The organism is Streptomyces sp. NPDC002698, assembly GCF_042888945.1.
Classification (GTDB): domain Bacteria; phylum Actinomycetota; class Actinomycetes; order Streptomycetales; family Streptomycetaceae; genus Streptomyces.
In genome coordinates, this window is sequence record NZ_JBIAQM010000001.1 from 234,464 (window position 1) to 253,188 (window position 18,725).

Genomic DNA, 18,725 nt, shown 5'->3' on the forward strand with positions numbered 1-18,725 from the left:
GAGAACAACTGTAGTGATAGACCGACCAACGGAGTCCCCGTGTCGCTGCCACCCCTGGTCGAGCCAGCCTCTGAGCTCACCGTAGACGAGGTCCGCAGGTACTCCCGCCACCTGATCATTCCCGATGTGGGCATGGACGGGCAGAAGCGGCTGAAGAACGCCAAGGTGCTCTGTGTGGGCGCCGGCGGCCTCGGATCGCCGGCGCTGATGTACCTGGCCGCGGCGGGCGTCGGCACGCTCGGCATCGTGGAGTTCGACGAAGTCGACGAGTCGAACCTGCAGCGCCAGATCATCCACAGTCAGGCGGACATCGGCCGTTCCAAGGCCGCGTCCGCGCGCGATTCCGTACTGGGCATCAACCCGTACGTGAACGTGGTCCTTCACGAAGAGCGGCTCGAGGCCGAGAACGTGATGGACATCTTCAGCCAGTACGACCTGATCGTCGACGGCACCGACAACTTCGCGACCCGTTACCTGGTCAACGACGCCTGCGTGCTGCTCAACAAGCCGTACGTGTGGGGCTCGATCTACCGCTTCGACGGCCAGGCCTCCGTCTTCTGGTCCGAGCACGGCCCCTGCTACCGCTGCCTCTACCCGGAGCCCCCGCCGCCGGGCATGGTCCCCTCCTGCGCCGAGGGCGGCGTCCTCGGCGTGCTGTGCGCGTCCATCGGCTCCATCCAGGTCAACGAAGCGATCAAGCTCCTCGCGGGCATCGGTGAGCCGCTCGTCGGCCGCCTGATGATCTACGACGCCCTGGAGATGCAGTACCGCCAGGTCAAGGTCCGCAAGGACCCGAACTGCGCGGTCTGCGGCGAGAACCCCACCGTCACCGAGCTCATCGACTACGAGGCCTTCTGCGGCGTCGTGTCCGAGGAGGCCCAGGAGGCGGCCGCCGGTTCGACGATCACTCCCAAGCAGCTCAAGGAGTGGATCGACGACGGCGAGAACATCGAGATCATCGACGTCCGCGAGGTCAACGAGTACGAGATCGTCTCGATCCCCGGCGCCAAGCTGATCCCGAAGAACGAGTTCCTCATGGGTACCGCCCTGGAGGGCCTGCCGCAGGACAAGAAGATCGTCCTGCACTGCAAGACGGGTGTCCGCAGCGCGGAGGTCCTCGCCGTCCTGAAGTCCGCCGGTTTCTCCGACGCGGTGCACGTCGGCGGCGGTGTGATCGGCTGGGTTCACCAGATCGAGCCCGAGAAGCCGGTGTACTGACCGGCGGACCGGACCGCACTTTCGGTGGCGGGGGTTTCGTGGACCTGGTGTCCGTGGAACCCCCGCCGTCGTCATGAACAGACCTTGCCGTCCTTCGGCACCGTTCCGTCCAGCAGATAGCTGTTCACGGTCGAGTCGACACAGTCGCTCCCGCTCCCGTAGGCGCCATGGCCCTCGCCCTTCCAGGTGAGCACCACTCCCACGCCCTCGCCGAGCTCGTCCGCCATTCTGCGCGCGCCCTCGTAGGGTGTCGCCGGGTCCCCGGTGTTGCCGACGACCAGGACGGGTCCGGCTCCCGGCGCACTGACCTCGGGAGTGTCGTACTGGCCGGCCACCGGCCAGTCGTGACACCAGCCCGCCGTGTCCCAGCCCATGAAGGCCCCGAAGACGGGCGAGATCTTCTCGAACTCGGGCAGCCGCTTCCTGGTCTCCTCGGGAGTCGGCCGCTCCTTGTCGTCCAAGCACGATATGACCCGCTGGGACTGGGTCGTCGTGCCGTAGTGCCCCGAGGCGTCACGGTCGTTGTAGTTGTCGGCGAGCGCCAGCAGGGCCGAACCGTCCCCGTCCTCGGCGTTCTTCAGAGCCTCGGTGAGGCTCGGCCAGCGCTCCTGGCTGTAGAGCGGCAGCACGATGCCGGTGAGGGCCAGTGTCTGGCTCAGCTCGCGCCCGCCGGAAGCGGGCAGCGGGTTCGCGTCGATCCGCTTCAGCAGGTCCGCGATCTTCCGGGAGCCCTGCTTCGGGTCCTGCCCGGTGGACTTGAGGTAGTCGTCCAGGGCGCGCTGGAAGCCCAGCGTCTGGTTCTTGGCGTGGCCCACGGTGTCGGCGCTCGGGTCGACGACCGCGTCCAGCGCCAGGCGTCCCACGTTCTTCGGGAACAAGTGGGCGTACACACCGCCCAGTTCGGTGCCGTACGAGATGCCGAAGTAGTGCATCCGGCGGTCGCCGAGGACCTGGCGCATCAGGTCCATGTCGCGGGCCGTGTCCGTCGTCGAGACGTGGGACAGCAGCTTCCCCGCGGCCTTCGCGCAGGCTTTCCCGAAGTCCGTGGCGTCCTTCAGGTACGCGGCCTCCTCGGCCGCGTCGTCCGGTGTCGCGTCCACCGACTCGGAAGCCTGGATCGCCTTGTCCCCGCGGCACCGCACCCCTTCGCTGGCAGCCACCCCGCGCGGGTCCCAGCTCACCAGGTCGTAGCGCTGGTGGAGCGGGCCGACGATGCTCTCGTACCACGGCATCGTGGAGACCCCCGAGCCGCCGGGACCGCCGAAGTTGAAGAGGAGGGAGCCGATGCGCTTGCTCCGGCCACCGGTCGCCTTGGAGCGGATGAGGGCCAGATCGATCGTCGCACCGCCGGGCCTCGCGTAGTCCAGCGGCGCCTTGAGCGTGGTGCACTGCCAGCCGTTCCCGGGTGCGGGGGAGTCCGAAGTGCCTTTGCACCGGCCCCAGTCGAGCCTCTGCGAGGTGAGCGAGGCGGGCAGCCCCGGCGACCCGCCGGAGGGCGGCGCGGTGGAAGGCGCCTTGTCGCCGTTCTTCTCCTCGTTCTTGCCGCCGTCCGGCGAGCCCCCGCCGCAGCCGGCCAGCAGCAACGCGGCGGCGGCCGCGGCCGTCCACCGTGCGAAACGTGTCATGAGTGCCCCCCTCGCCAGTGGTCCGCACGAGTTCGCGGATCACATGCAGGCCATAGTAGGCGCCCGCCACCGACCGCCGTCGAGGCCTGTGGATAACGCTCTGACCTGCCGCTTTCTAGGAACAGACGGTGCCGGTCGACGGCACGGTTCCCTCCAGCAGGTAGCCGTTCACCGCACCCTGCACACACTTGTTCCTGCTGTCGTACGCCCCGTGCCCCTGGCCCTTGTACGTCAGCTCGACCCCGACGCCCTTGCCGAGCGCGTTCACCATCGCCCGGGCTCCCTCGTACGGCGTCGCGGGGTCGCCGGTGTTGCCGACCACGAGGATCGGTGCCGAGCCGGGGGCGCTGACGTCCGGGTGCTCGGCGGCTCCCGGCACCGCCCAGTCGGTGCAGCTGACCATGCCCCAGGCCAGATAGTCGCCGAACAGCGGTGAGGCGGCCCGGAAGCCGGGAAGCTTCGACTTCACATAGTCCGCGGTGTAACGCGGCTTGTCGTCGGCGCAGTTGATGGAGATGTTCGCGGGGGTGATGTTGCTGTACTGGCCGTTCTCGCTGCGCCCGTTCATCGAGTCCGACAGCAGCATCAGCACCTTGCCGTCGCCGTCGTAGGCCTGCTGGAGTCCCTCCGTCAGGTACTCCCAGAAGTCCTTGGAGTACAGCGACTGCGCGATGCCGCTCGTCGCGGCGGTCTGGGTGAGCCGGCGGGGGAAGACACCGGGGATCGGGTTGCTGTCGAGGTCCTTCAGCAGTCGGGCGATGCGGTCCTTGACGTCCTGCGGGCTGTCGCCGATGGGGCAGTCCTCGACCTTGGAGGTGCAGTCCTCGGCGAAGTTGTCCAGCGCGAGCTGGAAGCCCCTGGCCTGGCCGAGGGAGCTCTGTTCCGCGTTCTGGGTCGGGTCGACGACCCCGTCGAACACGGCTCGGCCCACGTTCTTGGGGAACAGGTGGGCGTAGACGCCGCCCAGTTCGGTGCCGTACGAGATGCCGAAGTAGTGCAGTTTGTCGTCGCCGAGCACCTGCCGCATCAGATCCATGTCGCGAGCGGCGTCCGTCGTGCGCACATGGGGGAGGACCTTGCCGGAGTTGTTCTCGCAGGCCGCGTTGAACGTCCTGGTGTTCCGCAGGAGCGCCTGCTGCTCGGCGTCGTCGTCCGGAGTGGCGTCCTGCTGGAAGAACCTGTCGAGCTGCTGGTCGTTCTCGCACTTCACCCCCGCGCTGCGGCCGACTCCGCGGGGGTCGAAGCTCACCAGGTCGTACCGGGTGCGCAGGGCGTCGTAGTCCTGGCCGAAGGCGGGCAGCGTGGCGACGCCCGAGCCGCCGGGGCCGCCGAAGTTGAAGACGAGCGAGCCGATGCGCCTGCCGGGGTCGCCGCTCGCCTTCGCCCGGATCAGCGCGATCCCGATCGTGTCGCCCTTGGGGTCGGACCAGTCGAGGGGCGCCTTCAAGGTGGCGCACTGCCATTCCGCGCCACCGGGCAGAGGCGAGGGGGCGCTGCCGCCGCCCTGGGCCTCGGACGGCGCCGGGCACGCCTTCCAGTCCAGCTTCTGCGCCGTCAGATCCTCCTCCTCGGAGTCACCGTCGCAACCGGACACCCACGAGGCCAGCAGGACGGCGGTGACGAACACGGCGGCGGCGCGCGGGGACGGGTTCGGCATGTTCCCCATCCTGCGGGCGGGCGTGGTGGGGCGCTCGGGCACGAGCCGTGTGGGTGAGGGCGGGACCGGGGGCCCGCGCCCGTGGGCGCGGGCCGGGACGGGGCCGTCCGCCCGCCGCCGGTGCGGACGGGGACGGGCCGTCCGTCAATCGCTGTCACGGACGGTGCCGGGGCCCGGTCCGGCCGCTGGTACGGGCCGGTGCGGGACGCGTACGGGCGGTGTACGGGCGGTCCTCACGGAGGTCCCGCGGGTGCCCTAGAGCGCGCCCTTGCGTGTCAGGTGGTTGAAGAACAGCCATCCGGGCAGCACCGGGAGCCACAGTGTCAGCAGCCGGTACAGCAGCACCGCCGGCGCCGCGACCTCCTTGGGCAGTCCGACGGCGATCAGGCCGACGGTGAGGGTCGCCTCGACCGCGCCCACACCGCCCGGGGTCGGGGCCGCCGAGCCGAGCGCGTTGCCGGCGAGGAAGACGACGGCGACGCTGGCGAGGCTGAGCGAGGTCGTCTCCTCGTTGCCGAACGCCCGGATCGACGCGTCCAGGCACATCACGAAGCAGGCCGTCAGCAGCAGCATGCCGCCGATGCCGGTGACGAGCTTCTGCGGCCGCTGCAGCACGTCCAGCATGCGCGGCACGACGCCCGCGAACAGCGACCTCACGCGCGTGGAGACGAACTTGCGCAGCAGCGGCACCGACGTCACCACGAGGATGAACACCGCGACCGTCAGCAGGCCCGCGATGACCGTGCGGGACGGCGACAGGGACGGCGTCTTCTCCGTACCGGTCAGATAGCCGAAGGACAGCAGCATCAGGATGTGGCAGCCGAGCCCGAACAACTGCGACGCGCCGACACTCGCCACCGCGAGCCCCGGCCGTACCCCGGCACGCTGGAGGAAGCGCGTGTTGAGGGCGACGCCACCGACCGCGGCGGGTGCCACGATCTTCACGAACGAGCCGGCGACCTGGGCCGCCGCCGTCCGCAGGAAGGGCACCCGCTCGGGTACGAAGCCGAGGAGGCTCATCGCCGCCGCGAAGTAGCTCAGGGCGGAGAACAGCGCGGCCGCCGCCACCCAGCCCCATTCGGCGTTGTCGAAGAGGGTCCCGAACTCGATGTGGGTGAGCTGGGTGAGCAGGAAGTACGCGCCGATCGCCCCGGCGATGAGACTGATCAGCGTGCGGGGCTTGACCCGCTCCAGCCGGGCCGGCTCCACGGGCGCCTGGGGTCTGATCAGCAGGACCTGATGGCGGATCTGGGTGAGCAGATCCTCTTCGCGTGCCTCGTCCAGGGCCTCGTCGATGGCTCGCTTCTCGGCGCGCTGCTCGGCGCGTACGGCCTTCTTCCCGGCCTTCTCCGGCAGGGCCGGGGCCGCTTCCCCGCCTTCTTCGGCCGCTTCCGCGGCGCGGGCGAGTTTGGCCTGCCGCGAGGCTTCCAGTACCGCCTCGCGTTCGCGCTGCGCGCGCTCCCGGGCGAGTCTGCGCAGCGTCGCGCGCGTGGAGCGCGTCAACGCGATCGGCTGGAGCATGGGCAGGCAGTCCGCGACGGCGTCAGGACCGAGCACGCCCACCGCGGACGCCACCGCGCGCTCGGCGCCCACGCGCAGCCCCAGGGTGGTCACGAGCTGGGCGATGTCCATGCGCAGCACCAGATCGCCCGCCGCGATCTCGCCGCCGCGCAGATCCGTGAGGATCACCGTGCCGGAACGATCCACCAGAATCGCGTCGCCCGCGAGCCGGCGGTGCGCGATGCGCCGGGACTGGAGCGCCTGCACCTGGTGCCAGGTGTCGCGCAGCAGTTCGTCGGTGATCAGCTCGTCGGGCAGGGAGTCCAGGGTGTGCGCGCCGGTGTGCTCGTAGACGAGCATCACGGCGTCCGGGCCCAGCTCGGAGGTCGCGATCAGCTTGGGCGCGTTGGCGCCGGCCGCGATGGCCGCGTAGGCGAGGAGGGCTTCCTGCTCCAGGGCCTGGCGCAGTGACTGGAGGCTGCGGCGCGTGGTGATGCCGCGCAGCGTCAGCCGGCGCCAGGCGCGGTAGAAGAAGCCCTGTGCCTGCTGCTCGCGGTCGACGACCGTGACGTCGAGCGGCGGGCCGTCCTCCAGGGTGACGAAGTAGCGCCGGCCGCGGTCTCCGCTCTCCGTGCTCTCCGGAATCTCCTCGCGGGCCGCGCTGACCGGGTGGAAGCCGACGTGCCGAAGGCCCGCCATCAGCGTCCGTCCGGTCGGCCGTACGTTCGGCGAACCGACCGCGTACAGCGTTCCGTAGGCGACGGTCCAGCCGATCAGCACCGTCAGGATGATCGAGAACGGGGTCGTGTAGCCGGTGACCAGCATGGAGAAGGCGTCGAGGAGCAGCACGACCCACAGGACCCCGCGCCAGCGCGGTCTGCGGGACATGCCGACCGCCGTCATGTAGGCGATGACGGGTGCGAGATAGCCGTGCACCGGGTCGGTGAGGGCGTGGACGTCACCGGGCGAGGGCTGGGTGAGCGCCTCCTGGATGGAGCCGGGGGCGCCCTTGGCGACCCACAGGTCCGTGGCGAGTGTCACTCCGTGCGCGAGGACCGCGGCGAGGACGCCGTCGGCGATGCGCAGTCCGTCCCGTTTGATCAGCCGCTCGATGGCGAAGGCGACCGGCACCAGGAGGATCGCGATGCTGGACGCCAGTCCGGCGATCTTGATCAGCAGATCGGGTGCCTGGCCGGTGCCCTTGTTGATGTCCTGTTCGAGACCCGAGGTGGTGCCGTGCGCGAACGCGGCGATGGCCAGCAGCACCACGATCGCGAGAACGCCGACCAGGAGCCGCATCAGGTCGGAGGGGCGGTGCACGCGCGCGGGAAGCAGCGGTTCGTCGCCCTCGACCTCGTCCGCGTGGACCTCGTCGGCGCAGAGGGCGCCGCGCTCGGCCTGCCGCTTCTCGTCCCCGGGGGTCGGGGACGGGTTCGCCCGGGTCTCAGGAGACGGGGTCTCCCGGGCCTCGGGAGAGGATTCCGCGGCCTCGCCGGAGTCCGTCCCGCCCGTCACGGAGGCGGACTCGTTCGTCCGGTCGTCCGAGTCCTTCTCGCCGACGCCGTCGGTGTCCGGGCGTGACGAGGCAGCGGAGGTGCCCTCCGCGTCTTCGGGGTGCACGCCCTGCTGCCTCATCGTCTCTTCTTGATCTCGTATCACCAGTCACCGCCCGCACGATGGTGGCATGCCCGACCGACACACGGGGGCATCAGGGTGCAAATGCGGGGCGCGCAATCTGCTACAAGCGTCACCCGGCGGGAAGGAATATGCACAGTCGCCGCGGGGTCGCGTTGTCGGTGGGGTGGGGCAGGATGGGGCGGATGAGCGAGGAGAGCCTTCCGGCGGACGCGCTGCCGGAGTACGCGGAGCGGGTCCTCGACGTCGCCGAGCAGATCCCGCCCGGCCGCGTCATGACGTACGGCGACATCGCCGAATGGCTGGAGGAGGGCGGGCCGCGCCAGGTGGGCCGGGTGCTGGCCCTGTACGGCGGAGCGGTTCCGTGGTGGCGCGTCACGCGTGCCGACGGTGTGCTGCTGCCCGGCCACGAACTGGACGCGCTGGCCCGCTACCGCGCCGAGGGGACGCCTCTGAAGGAGGCGAGCCGGGCCGCCGCGGGTCATCTGCCACGCGTCGACATGAGACGGGCCCGATGGGACGGCGGCGAACGCGCGGAAGGTCACACCTGACAGCTTCCGGCATTCACGGGGCCGAAGGGGACACTGAGGCCCGTACGAGGGAAACGAGGCACATCCGTGACATGCCGTACGTTCGTGCACCACGGGACGCACGGGACGTGCGAGTCGTGAGGGAAGAATCGGAAGCCCTCCTTCCGTGAACGGCACCGGCGTAGCGTCGTCGGCACGTGTCCCCCTCACCCCGCGGTCACCGCCCCGCAGGCGGCCGTCCGCCCACCCGTACGACCACCAGGACCGGCGAACCACGTGAGCTCGACTTCCTCCACCAGGCGCCTGACGCACCCCTCCGTGCGCCAGGGGGCCCGCGGCGCGTACCGACTGGTGCGTACCGCCCCGGCCCGGGTGGATCCCCCTCGTCTTGACGCAGGACAGCGCGCGGTGGTTGACCACGGGAGCGGGCCGCTGCTCGTTCTCGCGGGTCCCGGTACGGGCAAGACGACCACGCTCGTCGAATCCGTGGCCGCGCGGATCGAGCGCGGCGGCGACCCGGAACGGATCCTGGTGCTCACGTTCAGCCGCAAGGCGGCCGTCGAACTCCGCGACCGCATGGCGCTGCGCATAGGGGCCGCCCGTGCGCCCCGGGCCACCACGTTCCACTCCTTCTGCTACGCCCTGATCCGGGCCCACCAGGACAGCGACCTGTTCGTGGAGCCCCTGCGGCTGCTGTCCGGCCCCGAGCAGGACGTGGCCGTGCGCGAGCTGCTCGCGGGCCAGCCCGATCTGGAGCGGCTGGGTCTCGCCCATGTGCGCTGGCCGGACGAACTGCGCGCCTGCCTGACCACGCGCGGCTTCGCGGACGAGGTCCGCGCGGTTCTCGCCCGCAGCCGGGAACTCGGGCTCGGCCCCGACGCCCTGGAGGCCTTCGCGCGGCGCATCGGCCGCCCGGACTGGGGCGCGGCGGCCGCCTTCCTCGCCGAGTACCTCGACGTCCTCGACATGCAAGGAGTCCTCGACTACGCGGAACTGGTCCACCGCGCGGTGCTCCTCGTCCGCCGCCCCGAGGTCGCCGAGCGGCTCGCGGCGCAGTACGACGCCGTCTACGTGGACGAGTACCAGGACACCGACCCCGCGCAGGTGCGGCTGCTGCGCGGCCTCGCCGGCGGCGGGCGCACCCTCGTCGCCTTCGGTGACCCCGATCAGTCGATCTACGCTTTCCGCGGTGCCGACGTGAACGGCATCCTGGAGTTCCCCGACGCCTTCCCGCGCGTGGACGGCCGTCCGGCCCCGGTCGAGGTTCTCGGCACGTCCCGCCGCTCGGGCGCCGATCTGCTGGAGGCCACCCGCCGGCTCACCCTGCGCATGCCGCTGACCCGGCTGCCGGCGCAGAAGGTGCGCGCCCACCGCGAGCTGTCCCCGGTACGGGACGGAGGGCATGTCGAGGTCTACACGTACCCGACGTCCGGGACGGAGCTCGACAACATCGCGGACATCCTGCGACGCGCCCACCTGGAGGACGGTGTTCCCTGGGGAGAGATGGCCGTCCTGGTGCGCGCCGGTTCCCGCACGATCCCCACGATCCGGCGGGCGCTCACCTCGGCCGGCGTGCCCCTCGACATCGACGGCGACGATCTGCCCCTGCGGCACGAACCCGCGGTCGCGCCGCTGCTGACGGCGCTGCGGGCGGTGGCCCGCGCGGAGTCGGAGACCGGTACGGAAGGGCCGTCCGGTACGGAAGGAGCGTCCGGCGCGGCTGAGATGTCCGGCGCGGACGAGGTGTCGGATCCGGGTGGGATCTCCGGCGCCGCCGACGATCCGAGGGAGGGGACGGCCGGCGTCCGCGCCGCGTCCTGGCTCGACACCGAGACCGCGCTCACCCTCCTGGCCTCGCCTCTCGCGAGCATGGACGCCGCCGACCTGAGGCGCCTGGGGCGTGCCCTGCGGGAGGAGGAGCGGGCCGGCGGAAACCTCGTACCGCCGCCGTCCGACGTCCTGCTCGCCCGCGCGCTGGCCGAGCCGGAGCGGCTCGTCGCGCACGATCCCGCGTACGCCCGGGGTGCCCAGCGCCTCGGCGCGCTGCTGCGCAAGGCGCGTGAGCGTCTCGCGGGCGGCGGAACGGCCGAGGAGGCCCTGTGGGACCTGTGGGACGGCACGCCCTGGCCGCAGCGCCTGGAGCGGGCCGCCCGGCGCGGCGGCGCGGCCGGCCGCAACGCCGACCGGGACCTCGACGCCGTGTGCGCGCTGTTCGCGACCGCCGAACGCGCGGAGGAGCGCACCGGAGGCCGTGGCGCCCTGAACTTCCTGGAGGAGATCGACGCCGAGGACATCGCGGCCGACACGCTCACCCGCAGGGCTTTCCGCCCCGAAGCCGTACGCCTGATGACCGCCCACCGCTCCAAGGGCCTGGAGTGGCGCCTCGTCGTCGTCGCGGGCGTCCAGGAGGGTCTGTGGCCGGATCTGCGCCGCCGCGGCTCCCTGCTGGAGGCCGACCGCATCGGGCGGGACGGACTCGCCGAACCCCTCACCCCCGGGGCACTCCTGTCCGAGGAGCGCCGGCTGTTCTACGTGGCCGCCACCCGCGCGCGTGAACGGCTCGTCGTGACGGCGGTGAAGGCACCGGCCGACGACGGTGACCAGCCCTCCCGTTTCCTCACCGAGCTCGGCGTCGAACCCAAGGACGTGACCGGCCGCCCGCGCCGCCCGCTGGCCGTCGCCCCGCTGGTCGCCGAGCTGCGCGCCACCACGGTCGACCCGCGTGTCTCGGAGAGCCTCAGGCAGGCCGCCGCACGCCGCCTCGCGCGGCTCGCCGCGCTCGCCGACGAGGACGGCCGCCCGCTGGTCCCCTCCGCGCACCCCTACCGCTGGTGGGGCATGTACGAGCCGACGGAGAGCAAGATCCCGCTGCGCGACCGCGACCAGCCCGTCGTGCTCTCCGGCAGTGCCCTCGACCAGCTCGCCAACACCTGCGCCCTGCAGTGGTTCCTCGGGCGGGAGGTGAAGGCCGACGCGCCCGCGACGGCCGCCCAGGGCTTCGGCAACGTGGTGCACGTCCTCGCCGACGAGGTCGCGTCGGGGCGCACCCCCGCGGACCTCGACGTCCTCATGGAGCGCCTCGACTCCGTGTGGAACGCGCTCGCCTTCGACGCGCCCTGGAAGTCCGCGCAGGAGAAGGAGCACGCGCGCGTGGCGCTCGAACGCTTCCTGAAGTGGCACGTCATGGACCGCACCGGCCGTACGCCGGTGGCCAGTGAGCACGACTTCGACGTGACGCTCGAAGCGGGCTCCTACGAAGTGCGCATCCGCGGCTCCATGGACCGTGTCGAGGCCGACACCGAGGGCCGCGCCTACGTGGTCGACTTCAAGACCGGCAAGCAGGCGCCGAGCGCCGCCGAGGTGACCCACCACCCGCAGCTCGCCGTCTACCAGCTCGCCGTCGGCGAAGGCGCGGTCGACGACGTCTTCGACGGCGTACGTCCCGAAGCGGGCGGCGCCGAACTCGTCCAGCTCCGCCAGGGCGCCGCCAAGAAGAACGGCGGCGAGACCCTTCCCAAGGTGCAGGCGCAGGAGCCGCTGGAGGGCGAGTGGGTCGGCGACCTGCTGGCGAACGCCGCCGGCAAGGTCCTCGACGAGCGGTTCTCGCCGACGACGGGCCAGCACTGCACGCACTGCTCCTTCCGGGCGTCCTGCAGCGCCCGGCCGGAGGGCCGCCAGGTGGTCGACTGAGCGGCTCCGGGGACATGACGTCAGCGAGTGACGCATAGCACCACATGTGCTGACCTGCTGTTCTTTCGCCCCGAGCGCCGATCTGCGCCGATCTGGCCACCGCTGTCAGCGGACGCCGCTAGCCTCTGCGACATGCCCGCCCGCATCACCGACCCCGAACAGCTCAAAGAGCTCCTCGGCATCCCGTTCACCCCGGAACAGACGCAGTGCATCACCGCGGAGCCCGCCCCGCAGGTGATCGTGGCCGGAGCGGGTTCGGGCAAGACCACGGTGATGGCGGCCCGCGTGGTGTGGCTGGTCGGCACCGGGCAGGTGGCCCCCGAGCAGGTCCTCGGCCTGACGTTCACCAACAAGGCGGCGGGCGAACTCGCCGAACGGGTCCGCAAGGCGCTCGTCAAGGCGGGAGTCACCGACCCGGACGTCATCGACCCCGACAACCCGCCGGGCGAGCCGGTCATCTCCACGTACCACGCCTTCGCGGGCCGGCTGCTGACCGACCACGGTCTGCGCATCGGTCTCGAACCGACGTCCCGGCTCCTCGCCGACGCCACCCGCTACCAGCTCGCCGCGCGCGTGCTGCGCGAGGCACCGGGCCCGTACCCGGCACTGACCCGCTCCTTCCCCGACCTGGTCGGGGACCTCCTGACCCTCGACTCCGAGCTCTCCGAACACCTCGTGACGGCCGGGGACCTGCGCGCCCACGACGCCGAGCTGCTGCGCACCCTGGAGAGCGCGCGACTGACCAACGCGGATCTGCGCAAGGTCCCCGAGGCCGCCGCGGCCCGGCGCGAACTCGCCGAGCTGGTGGGCCGCTACCGCGCGGCGAAACGAGAGCGTGACCTCCTCGACTTCGGCGACCAGATCGCCCTCTCGGCCACCCTCGCCAGCACCCGTCCCGAGGTCGGGGAGATCCTGCGCGACGAGTTCCGGGTGGTCCTGCTGGACGAGTACCAGGACACGTCGGTGGCCCAGCGCATCCTGCTCGCCGGGCTGTTCGGCGGCGGCACAGGGCACCCCGTCACGGCGGTCGGCGACCCCTGCCAGGCGATCTACGGCTGGCGCGGCGCCTCCGTCGCCAACCTCGACGACTTCCCCGAGCACTTCGCGCGCCCCGACGGCCGCCCCGCCACCCGCCAGTCGCTCAGCGAGAACCGCCGCAGCGGCGGCCGCCTCCTCGACCTCGCCAACGGCCTTGCGGAGCCACTGCGCGCCATGCACGCGGGCGTGGAGGCCCTGCGGCCCGCCCCCGGGGCCGAGCGGGACGGCCTGGTGCGCTGCGCGCTGCTGCGCACCCACGCCGAGGAGATCGGCTGGCTCGCCGACTCGATCGCCCATCTCGTCCGCACCGGAAAGGCACCCGCCGAGATCGCCGTCCTGTGCCGCACAGCCACCGACTTCGCCGAGATCCAGGGCGCGCTCGTCGCCCGTGACATCCCCGTCGAGGTGGTGGGCCTCTCCGGCCTGCTGCACCTGCCCGAGGTGGCCGACCTCGTGGCTGTCTGCGAAGTCCTCCAGGACCCGGGGGCGAACGCCTCCCTCGTCCGGCTGCTCACCGGTCCGCGCTGGCGGATCGGTCCGCGCGACCTCGCCCTCCTCGGGCGCCGCGCCCGGCTGCTCGTCTCCCACGCGCGCGCGGGGGCCGACGACGATCCGGACCGCAGGCTCGCGGCGGCCGTCGAGGGGGTCGACCCGGCCGAGGTGATATCGCTCGCCGACGCCCTCGACACGTTCCTGGAGACGCCCTTCGAGGCCGCGGGGGACGACGACGGGCTGCCCTTCTCGCCGGACGCGCGCGTGCGCTTCGCGCGGCTCGCCGCCGAACTGCGCGACCTGCGCCGCTCGCTGGCCGACCCGCTCATGGACGTCCTGCACCGGGTCCTCGCCGTCACCGGCCTCGAGGTCGAGCTCTCCGCGTCCCCGCACGCCCTGGCCGCCCGCCGCCGCGAGACCCTGTCCAACTTCCTGGACGTCGCCGCGTCCTTCGCCTCCGGCGACGGCGAGGCGAGCCTGCTGGCCTTCCTCGGGTTCCTGCGCACCGCCGCGCAGTACGAGAAGGGACTGGACAACGCCCTGCCCGGCGGCGAGAACACGGTCAAGGTGCTCACCGCGCACAAGTCCAAGGGCCTGGAATGGGACGTGGTGGCCGTCCCCGGCCTCGTCGAGGGCACCTTCCCCAGCGGCCAGGGCCGCGAGAAATGGACCGCCCAGGGCAAGGTCCTGCCGCACCGGCTGCGCGGCGACGCCGACACGCTGCCCGACGTCGACACCTGGGACGCCAAGGGCATCAAGGCCTTCCACGAGGCCATGAAGGCTCACCAGCACACCGAGGAACTGCGCCTCGGCTACGTGACGTTCACCCGCCCCCGTTCGCTCCTCCTCGGCTCCGGCCACTGGTGGGGGCCCTCCCAGAAGCGGACGCGCGGCCCCTCGGACTTCCTGCACGCCCTCTACGACCACTGCGTGGCCGGACACGGCGAGATCGAGGTCTGGGCGGACGAACCGGCCGAGGACGAGGAGAACCCGGCCCTGCGCGAGGCCGCCGCCGACCACGCCTGGCCGCTCCCGCTCGACGACGAGGCCCTCGCCCGCCGCCGCGCGGCGGCGGAGACCGTACTCGCCCACCTGGAGCGGGTCGCCTCTCACGACGGGGCCCACCCGGGCGACGACGCCGACGGAGGTAAGGGGCACTCCTACCCGGCCGCCCACGACCCCGGCTCGTACGACGATCCGGAATGGCCGCCCCCGCCCGAGGACGACACCCCGCCCTACGACGAGTACGACGGGTACGACGAGTACGACGAGGACGGCCTCCCAGAAGACGGGTTCCCCGAAGGGGGCCTTCCCGGAGAGCACTCCCCGCGGGGCGGTGTCCCGGAGGGTGCCCTTCCCGAAGGCGACGGCTCGGACTGGGACTTCTGGGCGACGGAGCGGCCGGGAGAGCGCCCGGCCGGCCGCGGGGGCGAGCGTCCCACGGTGCCGCACCAGGCCCAGGGCCCCGCCGACCGCCGGCACCCCCGGGAGACCGGGACCGAGCGCCTCACGCCCGAGGAGGCGCGCACCCTCGCGTCCTGGGACCGCGACCTGGACGCGCTCGCCGGGGAGCTCATGCGCGCCCGCGCGAGCGTCACCCACGTCCCCCTGCCCGCCTCGCTCACCGCCTCCCAGCTGGTGCGCCTGGCCGCCGACCCGGACGGCTTCGCACAGGAACTCGCCCGCCCCATGCCGCGTCCCCCGCAGCCCGCCGCACGCCGGGGCACGCGCTTCCACGCCTGGGTGGAGTCCCGCTTCGAAGAACTGCGGCTGCCGATGCTGGACCCCGACGACCTGCCCGGCGGTGAGGCGGAGATCGCCGACGAGCACGACCTGGAGACCCTGAAGGACGCCTTCGAACACAGTCCCTACGCGCAGCGCACCCCGTACCGCGTCGAGGTGCCCTTCCAGCTCTCGATCGCCGGCCGGGTCGTCCGCGGCCGGATCGACGCCGTCTACAGGAACGGCGAAGGCGAGGAGACGACGTACGAGATCGTCGACTGGAAGACCGGCCACGGCCGCACGGCCGACCCGCTCCAGCTCGCGCTGTACCGCCTGGGCTGGGCCGAGCGGCAGGGAGTGCCCGTGGAATCCGTCACGGCCGCGTTCCTGTACGTCCGCGACGGGGAGGTCGTACGACCGGACGGCCTCCCGGACCGCGCGGCGCTGGAACGGCTGCTCACCGAGGACCCGACGGGGGTACAGGACGAGGCCCCGGGAGAACCGCCGGACGAACACGCCTTCGTGGGCGGATAGGCTCAGGAACATGAGCAAGCCCGTTGACAACGCCGTCAGCACCGTCCGTACGTACATCGAGACCCATCGCGCCGCCTTCCTCGACGACCTCGGTCGGTGGCTGCGCATCCCCTCGGTCTCGGCTCAGCCCGAGCACGCCGCGGACGTGGCACGCAGCGCCGACTGGCTCGCCGCCGAACTCCGGAGGACGGGCTTCCCGACCTGCGAGGTCTGGCCGACCGCGGGCGCGCCGGCCGTCTTCGCCGAGTGGCCCTCCGCGGACCCCGACGCACCCACGGTCCTCGTCTACGGACACCACGACGTGCAGCCCGCCGCCCGCGAGGACGGCTGGGACACCGACCCCTTCGAGCCGGTGATCCGGGGCAACCGCCTCCACGCGCGCGGGGCCGCGGACGACAAGGGCCAGGTGTTCTTCCACACACTCGGCGTCCGGGCCCACCTCGCCGCCACGGGCCGCACCACCCCGGCCGTGCACCTCAAGCTGCTGATCGAGGGCGAGGAGGAGTCCGGCTCCCCGCACTTCCGCGAGCTCGTCGAGAAGCACGCGCGGAGGCTCGCCGCCGACGCCGTGATCGTCTCCGACACCGGCATGTGGTCCGAGGACACCCCCACCGTCTGTACGGGCATGCGGGGCCTCGCCGAGTGCGAGATCGTCCTGCACGGACCCGAGCAGGACATCCACTCCGGATCCTTCGGCGGTGCCGTGCCCAACCCCGCCACCGCGGTCGCCCGCCTGGTCGCGGCCCTGCACGACGAGCACGCGCGCGTGGCCGTGCCCGGCTTCTACGACGGGGTCACCGAACTCACCGACCGCGAGCGCGAGCTCTTCGCCGAGCTGCCCTTCGACGAGGAACGCTGGCTGCGCACGGCCAGGTCGACGGCCACCCACGGAGAGGCCGGTCACACCACCCTGGAGCGCGTCTGGGCCCGCCCGACCGCCGAGGTCAACGGCATCGGCGGCGGCTACCAGGGCGCGGGCAGCAAGACGGTCATCCCGTCCTCGGCGCTGGTGAAGCTCTCCTTCCGGCTCGTCGCCGGGCAGGACCCGGACCACATCGAGAAGGCCGTACGCGCCTGGGCGGCCGGGCAGGTCCCCGACGGCATCCGGCACGAGATCACGTTCGGCGCGGCCACCCGCCCGTGCCTGACCCCGCTGGACCACCCCGCCCTGCAGTCCGTCGTACGCGCCATGGGCAGGGCCTTCGAGCAGCCGGTCCGCTACACCCGCGAGGGCGGCTCGGGACCGGCGGCCGACCTCCAGGAAGTCCTCGGCGCCCCGGTGCTCTTCCTGGGCATCTCCGTTCCCTCCGACGGCTGGCACGCCCCCAACGAGAAGGTCGAACTCGACCTCCTCATGAAGGGCGTGGAGACGGCCGCCTACCTGTGGGGCGACCTCGCCGAGAACTGGCGCGAGACACACTGAACAAGCCGAACCGCAGCCCCAAGAGCGCACCGCACGCGCGTCCTGCTGAACCGCCCGCCGAAATAACCGTTCCACCGGGGGAGTTGGAAGCATCCGTGACCACCTGGACCGACCACAGCGCCGACCGTCCCATCTCGCTCACCGCTCCGAGCGGCATTGACCGGGCCGCCCACCACCGGCTCGACGAGGCCTGGCTCGCGGCGGCCTGGAGCCACCCCACGACCCGCGCCTTCGTGGTCTCCGGCGGTCAGGTGCTCATCGACGAGATGGCCGACGGCACCACCGAACTGCTGATGACGCCCTCCTTCGAGGCCCCGCTCACCGAGGCCCACCGCTATTTCCTGGGCACGGACGACGACGGGGTGAGCTACTTCGCGCTCCAGAAGGACGCGCTTCCCGGCCGGATCGACCAGTCCGCCCGCCCGGCGGGCCTGCGCGAGGCCGGTCTCCTGCTGTCCCCGCGCGACGCCGGTCTGATGGTCCACGCGGTCGCGCTGGAGAACTGGCAGCGACTGCACCGTTTCTGCTCCCGCTGCGGCGAGCGCACCGTCATCGCGGCCGCCGGTCACATCCGCCGCTGCCCGGCGTGCGGCGCCGAGCACTACCCGCGCACCGACCCGGCCGTGATCATGGCCGTCACGGACGACGAGGACCGCATCCTGCTGGGCCGGCAGGTGCACTGGCCCGAAGGCCGCTTCTCCACCCTCGCGGGCTTCGTCGAGCCCGGCGAGTCGATCGAGCAGTCGGTGCGCCGTGAGGTCTTCGAGGAGGTCGGAGTCACGGTCGGCGAGGTCGACTACGTCGCCAGCCAGCCCTGGCCGTTCCCCTCCAGCCTCATGCTGGGCTTCCGGGCCCGCGCCACCTCGTCGGAGATCGACGTCGACGGCGAGGAGATCGAGGAAGCCCGCTGGTTCTCCCGGGACGACCTGCGGTCCGCCTTCGAGTCCGGGGAGGTCCTGCCTCCCTACGGGATCTCGATCGCGGCCCGCCTGATCGAGCTCTGGTACGGCAAGCCCCTGCCGACCCGCAACGCCCCCTGAGCACGCCCCGGACATGACGCTGCCCCTCCGGCGAGCTCGCCGGAGGGGCATTGCCGTGCGCGCGTGAGGTCAGGCGGTGAGGGCCTGCTTCACCTGGGCGAGACTCGGGTTCGTCATGACGACCTCGGCGCCGCCGGCGGCGACCACCAGGACCGTCGGAACGGTCTGGTTGCCACCGTTCGCCTTCTCGACGAACGCCGCGGACTGCGGGTCCTGCTCGATGTTGATCTCGTTGTACGCGATGCCCTCACGGTCCATCTGGCTCTTGAGCCGACGGCAGTAGCCGCACCACGTGGTGCTGTACATCGTCACAGTTCCCTGCATGTCTCATGCGCTCCTTCACGGCTTCGGGTGCGTGGTCGCTGCAAGTGGAACGCAGGTCGTCCGGTCACCATTCCCGTGGGGGGTATCGGGGCCGCCCGCCGGGACGTGACGCTCGCCGCACCCGCGTCCCACCGCAGGTGACACGGTCGCGGCGAAGCAGGAGCGTGACACCGGGGCATGGCCGAAAGGCGCCCCCGGAACACCCGGCGCACGTGACGCTCGCCGCATTCGTACGACCGCAGCCGTCTCCCTGTGGACAACCGGCTCACCCGCCTCCGCCGACCTGGCAGCATGGCT

The 18,725-nt window shown here is 72.0% G+C and carries 10 protein-coding genes; 6 read left to right on the forward strand and 4 right to left on the reverse strand.

Annotated elements, in window-relative coordinates; translation table 11 throughout:
- The first annotated feature begins 39 nt into the window (after positions 1–39).
- Entirely contained in the window at positions 40–1,218 is a 1,179-nt protein-coding gene (gene moeZ, locus ACFYW9_RS01045) for an adenylyltransferase/sulfurtransferase MoeZ (RefSeq protein WP_326785647.1), read from the forward strand.
- Positions 1,219–1,289: 71 nt separating this feature from the next.
- Here moeZ and ACFYW9_RS01050 read toward each other — a convergent pair whose 3' ends face one another.
- From ACFYW9_RS01050 to ACFYW9_RS01060, 3 genes are all read right to left on the reverse strand, one after another.
- Positions 1,290–2,843 (reverse strand): alpha/beta hydrolase, encoded by a 1,554-nt coding sequence (locus tag ACFYW9_RS01050; RefSeq protein WP_389142994.1) that lies wholly within the window; start codon positions 2,841–2,843, stop codon positions 1,290–1,292.
- A 115-nt stretch (positions 2,844–2,958) separates the two neighbouring features.
- Positions 2,959–4,500, reverse strand: a complete 1,542-nt coding sequence (locus tag ACFYW9_RS01055) for an alpha/beta hydrolase (protein WP_389142998.1) — start codon at positions 4,498–4,500, stop codon at positions 2,959–2,961.
- A 255-nt stretch (positions 4,501–4,755) separates the two neighbouring features.
- Positions 4,756–7,635, reverse strand: a complete 2,880-nt coding sequence (locus ACFYW9_RS01060; protein ID WP_389143001.1) for a lysylphosphatidylglycerol synthase domain-containing protein — start codon at positions 7,633–7,635, stop codon at positions 4,756–4,758.
- Positions 7,636–7,820: 185 nt separating this feature from the next.
- Between ACFYW9_RS01060 and ACFYW9_RS01065 the strand changes: the two genes are divergently transcribed.
- The 5 genes from ACFYW9_RS01065 (at position 7,821) to nudC (ending at position 18,104) form a co-directional block, all read left to right on the forward strand.
- Positions 7,821–8,186: an MGMT family protein gene (locus tag ACFYW9_RS01065; RefSeq protein ID WP_389143004.1), complete on the forward strand. Its 366-nt coding sequence runs from the start codon at positions 7,821–7,823 to the stop codon at positions 8,184–8,186.
- 255 nt (positions 8,187–8,441) lie between these two features.
- On the forward strand, positions 8,442–11,855 hold the full coding sequence (locus ACFYW9_RS01070; protein ID WP_389143007.1) for an ATP-dependent helicase: 3,414 nt from the start codon (positions 8,442–8,444) through the stop codon (positions 11,853–11,855).
- A 132-nt stretch (positions 11,856–11,987) separates the two neighbouring features.
- A complete protein-coding gene (locus ACFYW9_RS01075) occupies positions 11,988–15,641 on the forward strand; it encodes a UvrD-helicase domain-containing protein (RefSeq protein ID WP_389143010.1) in 3,654 nt (1,217 codons plus the stop codon).
- Positions 15,642–15,651: 10 nt separating this feature from the next.
- A complete protein-coding gene (locus tag ACFYW9_RS01080; RefSeq protein WP_389143013.1) occupies positions 15,652–17,064 on the forward strand; it encodes a dipeptidase in 1,413 nt (470 codons plus the stop codon).
- A gap of 95 nt (positions 17,065–17,159) precedes the next feature.
- Positions 17,160–18,104 (forward strand): NAD(+) diphosphatase, encoded by a 945-nt coding sequence (gene nudC / locus ACFYW9_RS01085; protein WP_328448471.1) that lies wholly within the window; start codon positions 17,160–17,162, stop codon positions 18,102–18,104.
- A 69-nt stretch (positions 18,105–18,173) separates the two neighbouring features.
- Here the strand turns inward: nudC and ACFYW9_RS01090 are convergent, their stop codons facing one another.
- On the reverse strand, positions 18,174–18,428 hold the full coding sequence (locus tag ACFYW9_RS01090) for a mycoredoxin (RefSeq protein WP_326785638.1): 255 nt from the start codon (positions 18,426–18,428) through the stop codon (positions 18,174–18,176).
- Between the last annotated feature and the right edge of the window lie 297 nt (positions 18,429–18,725).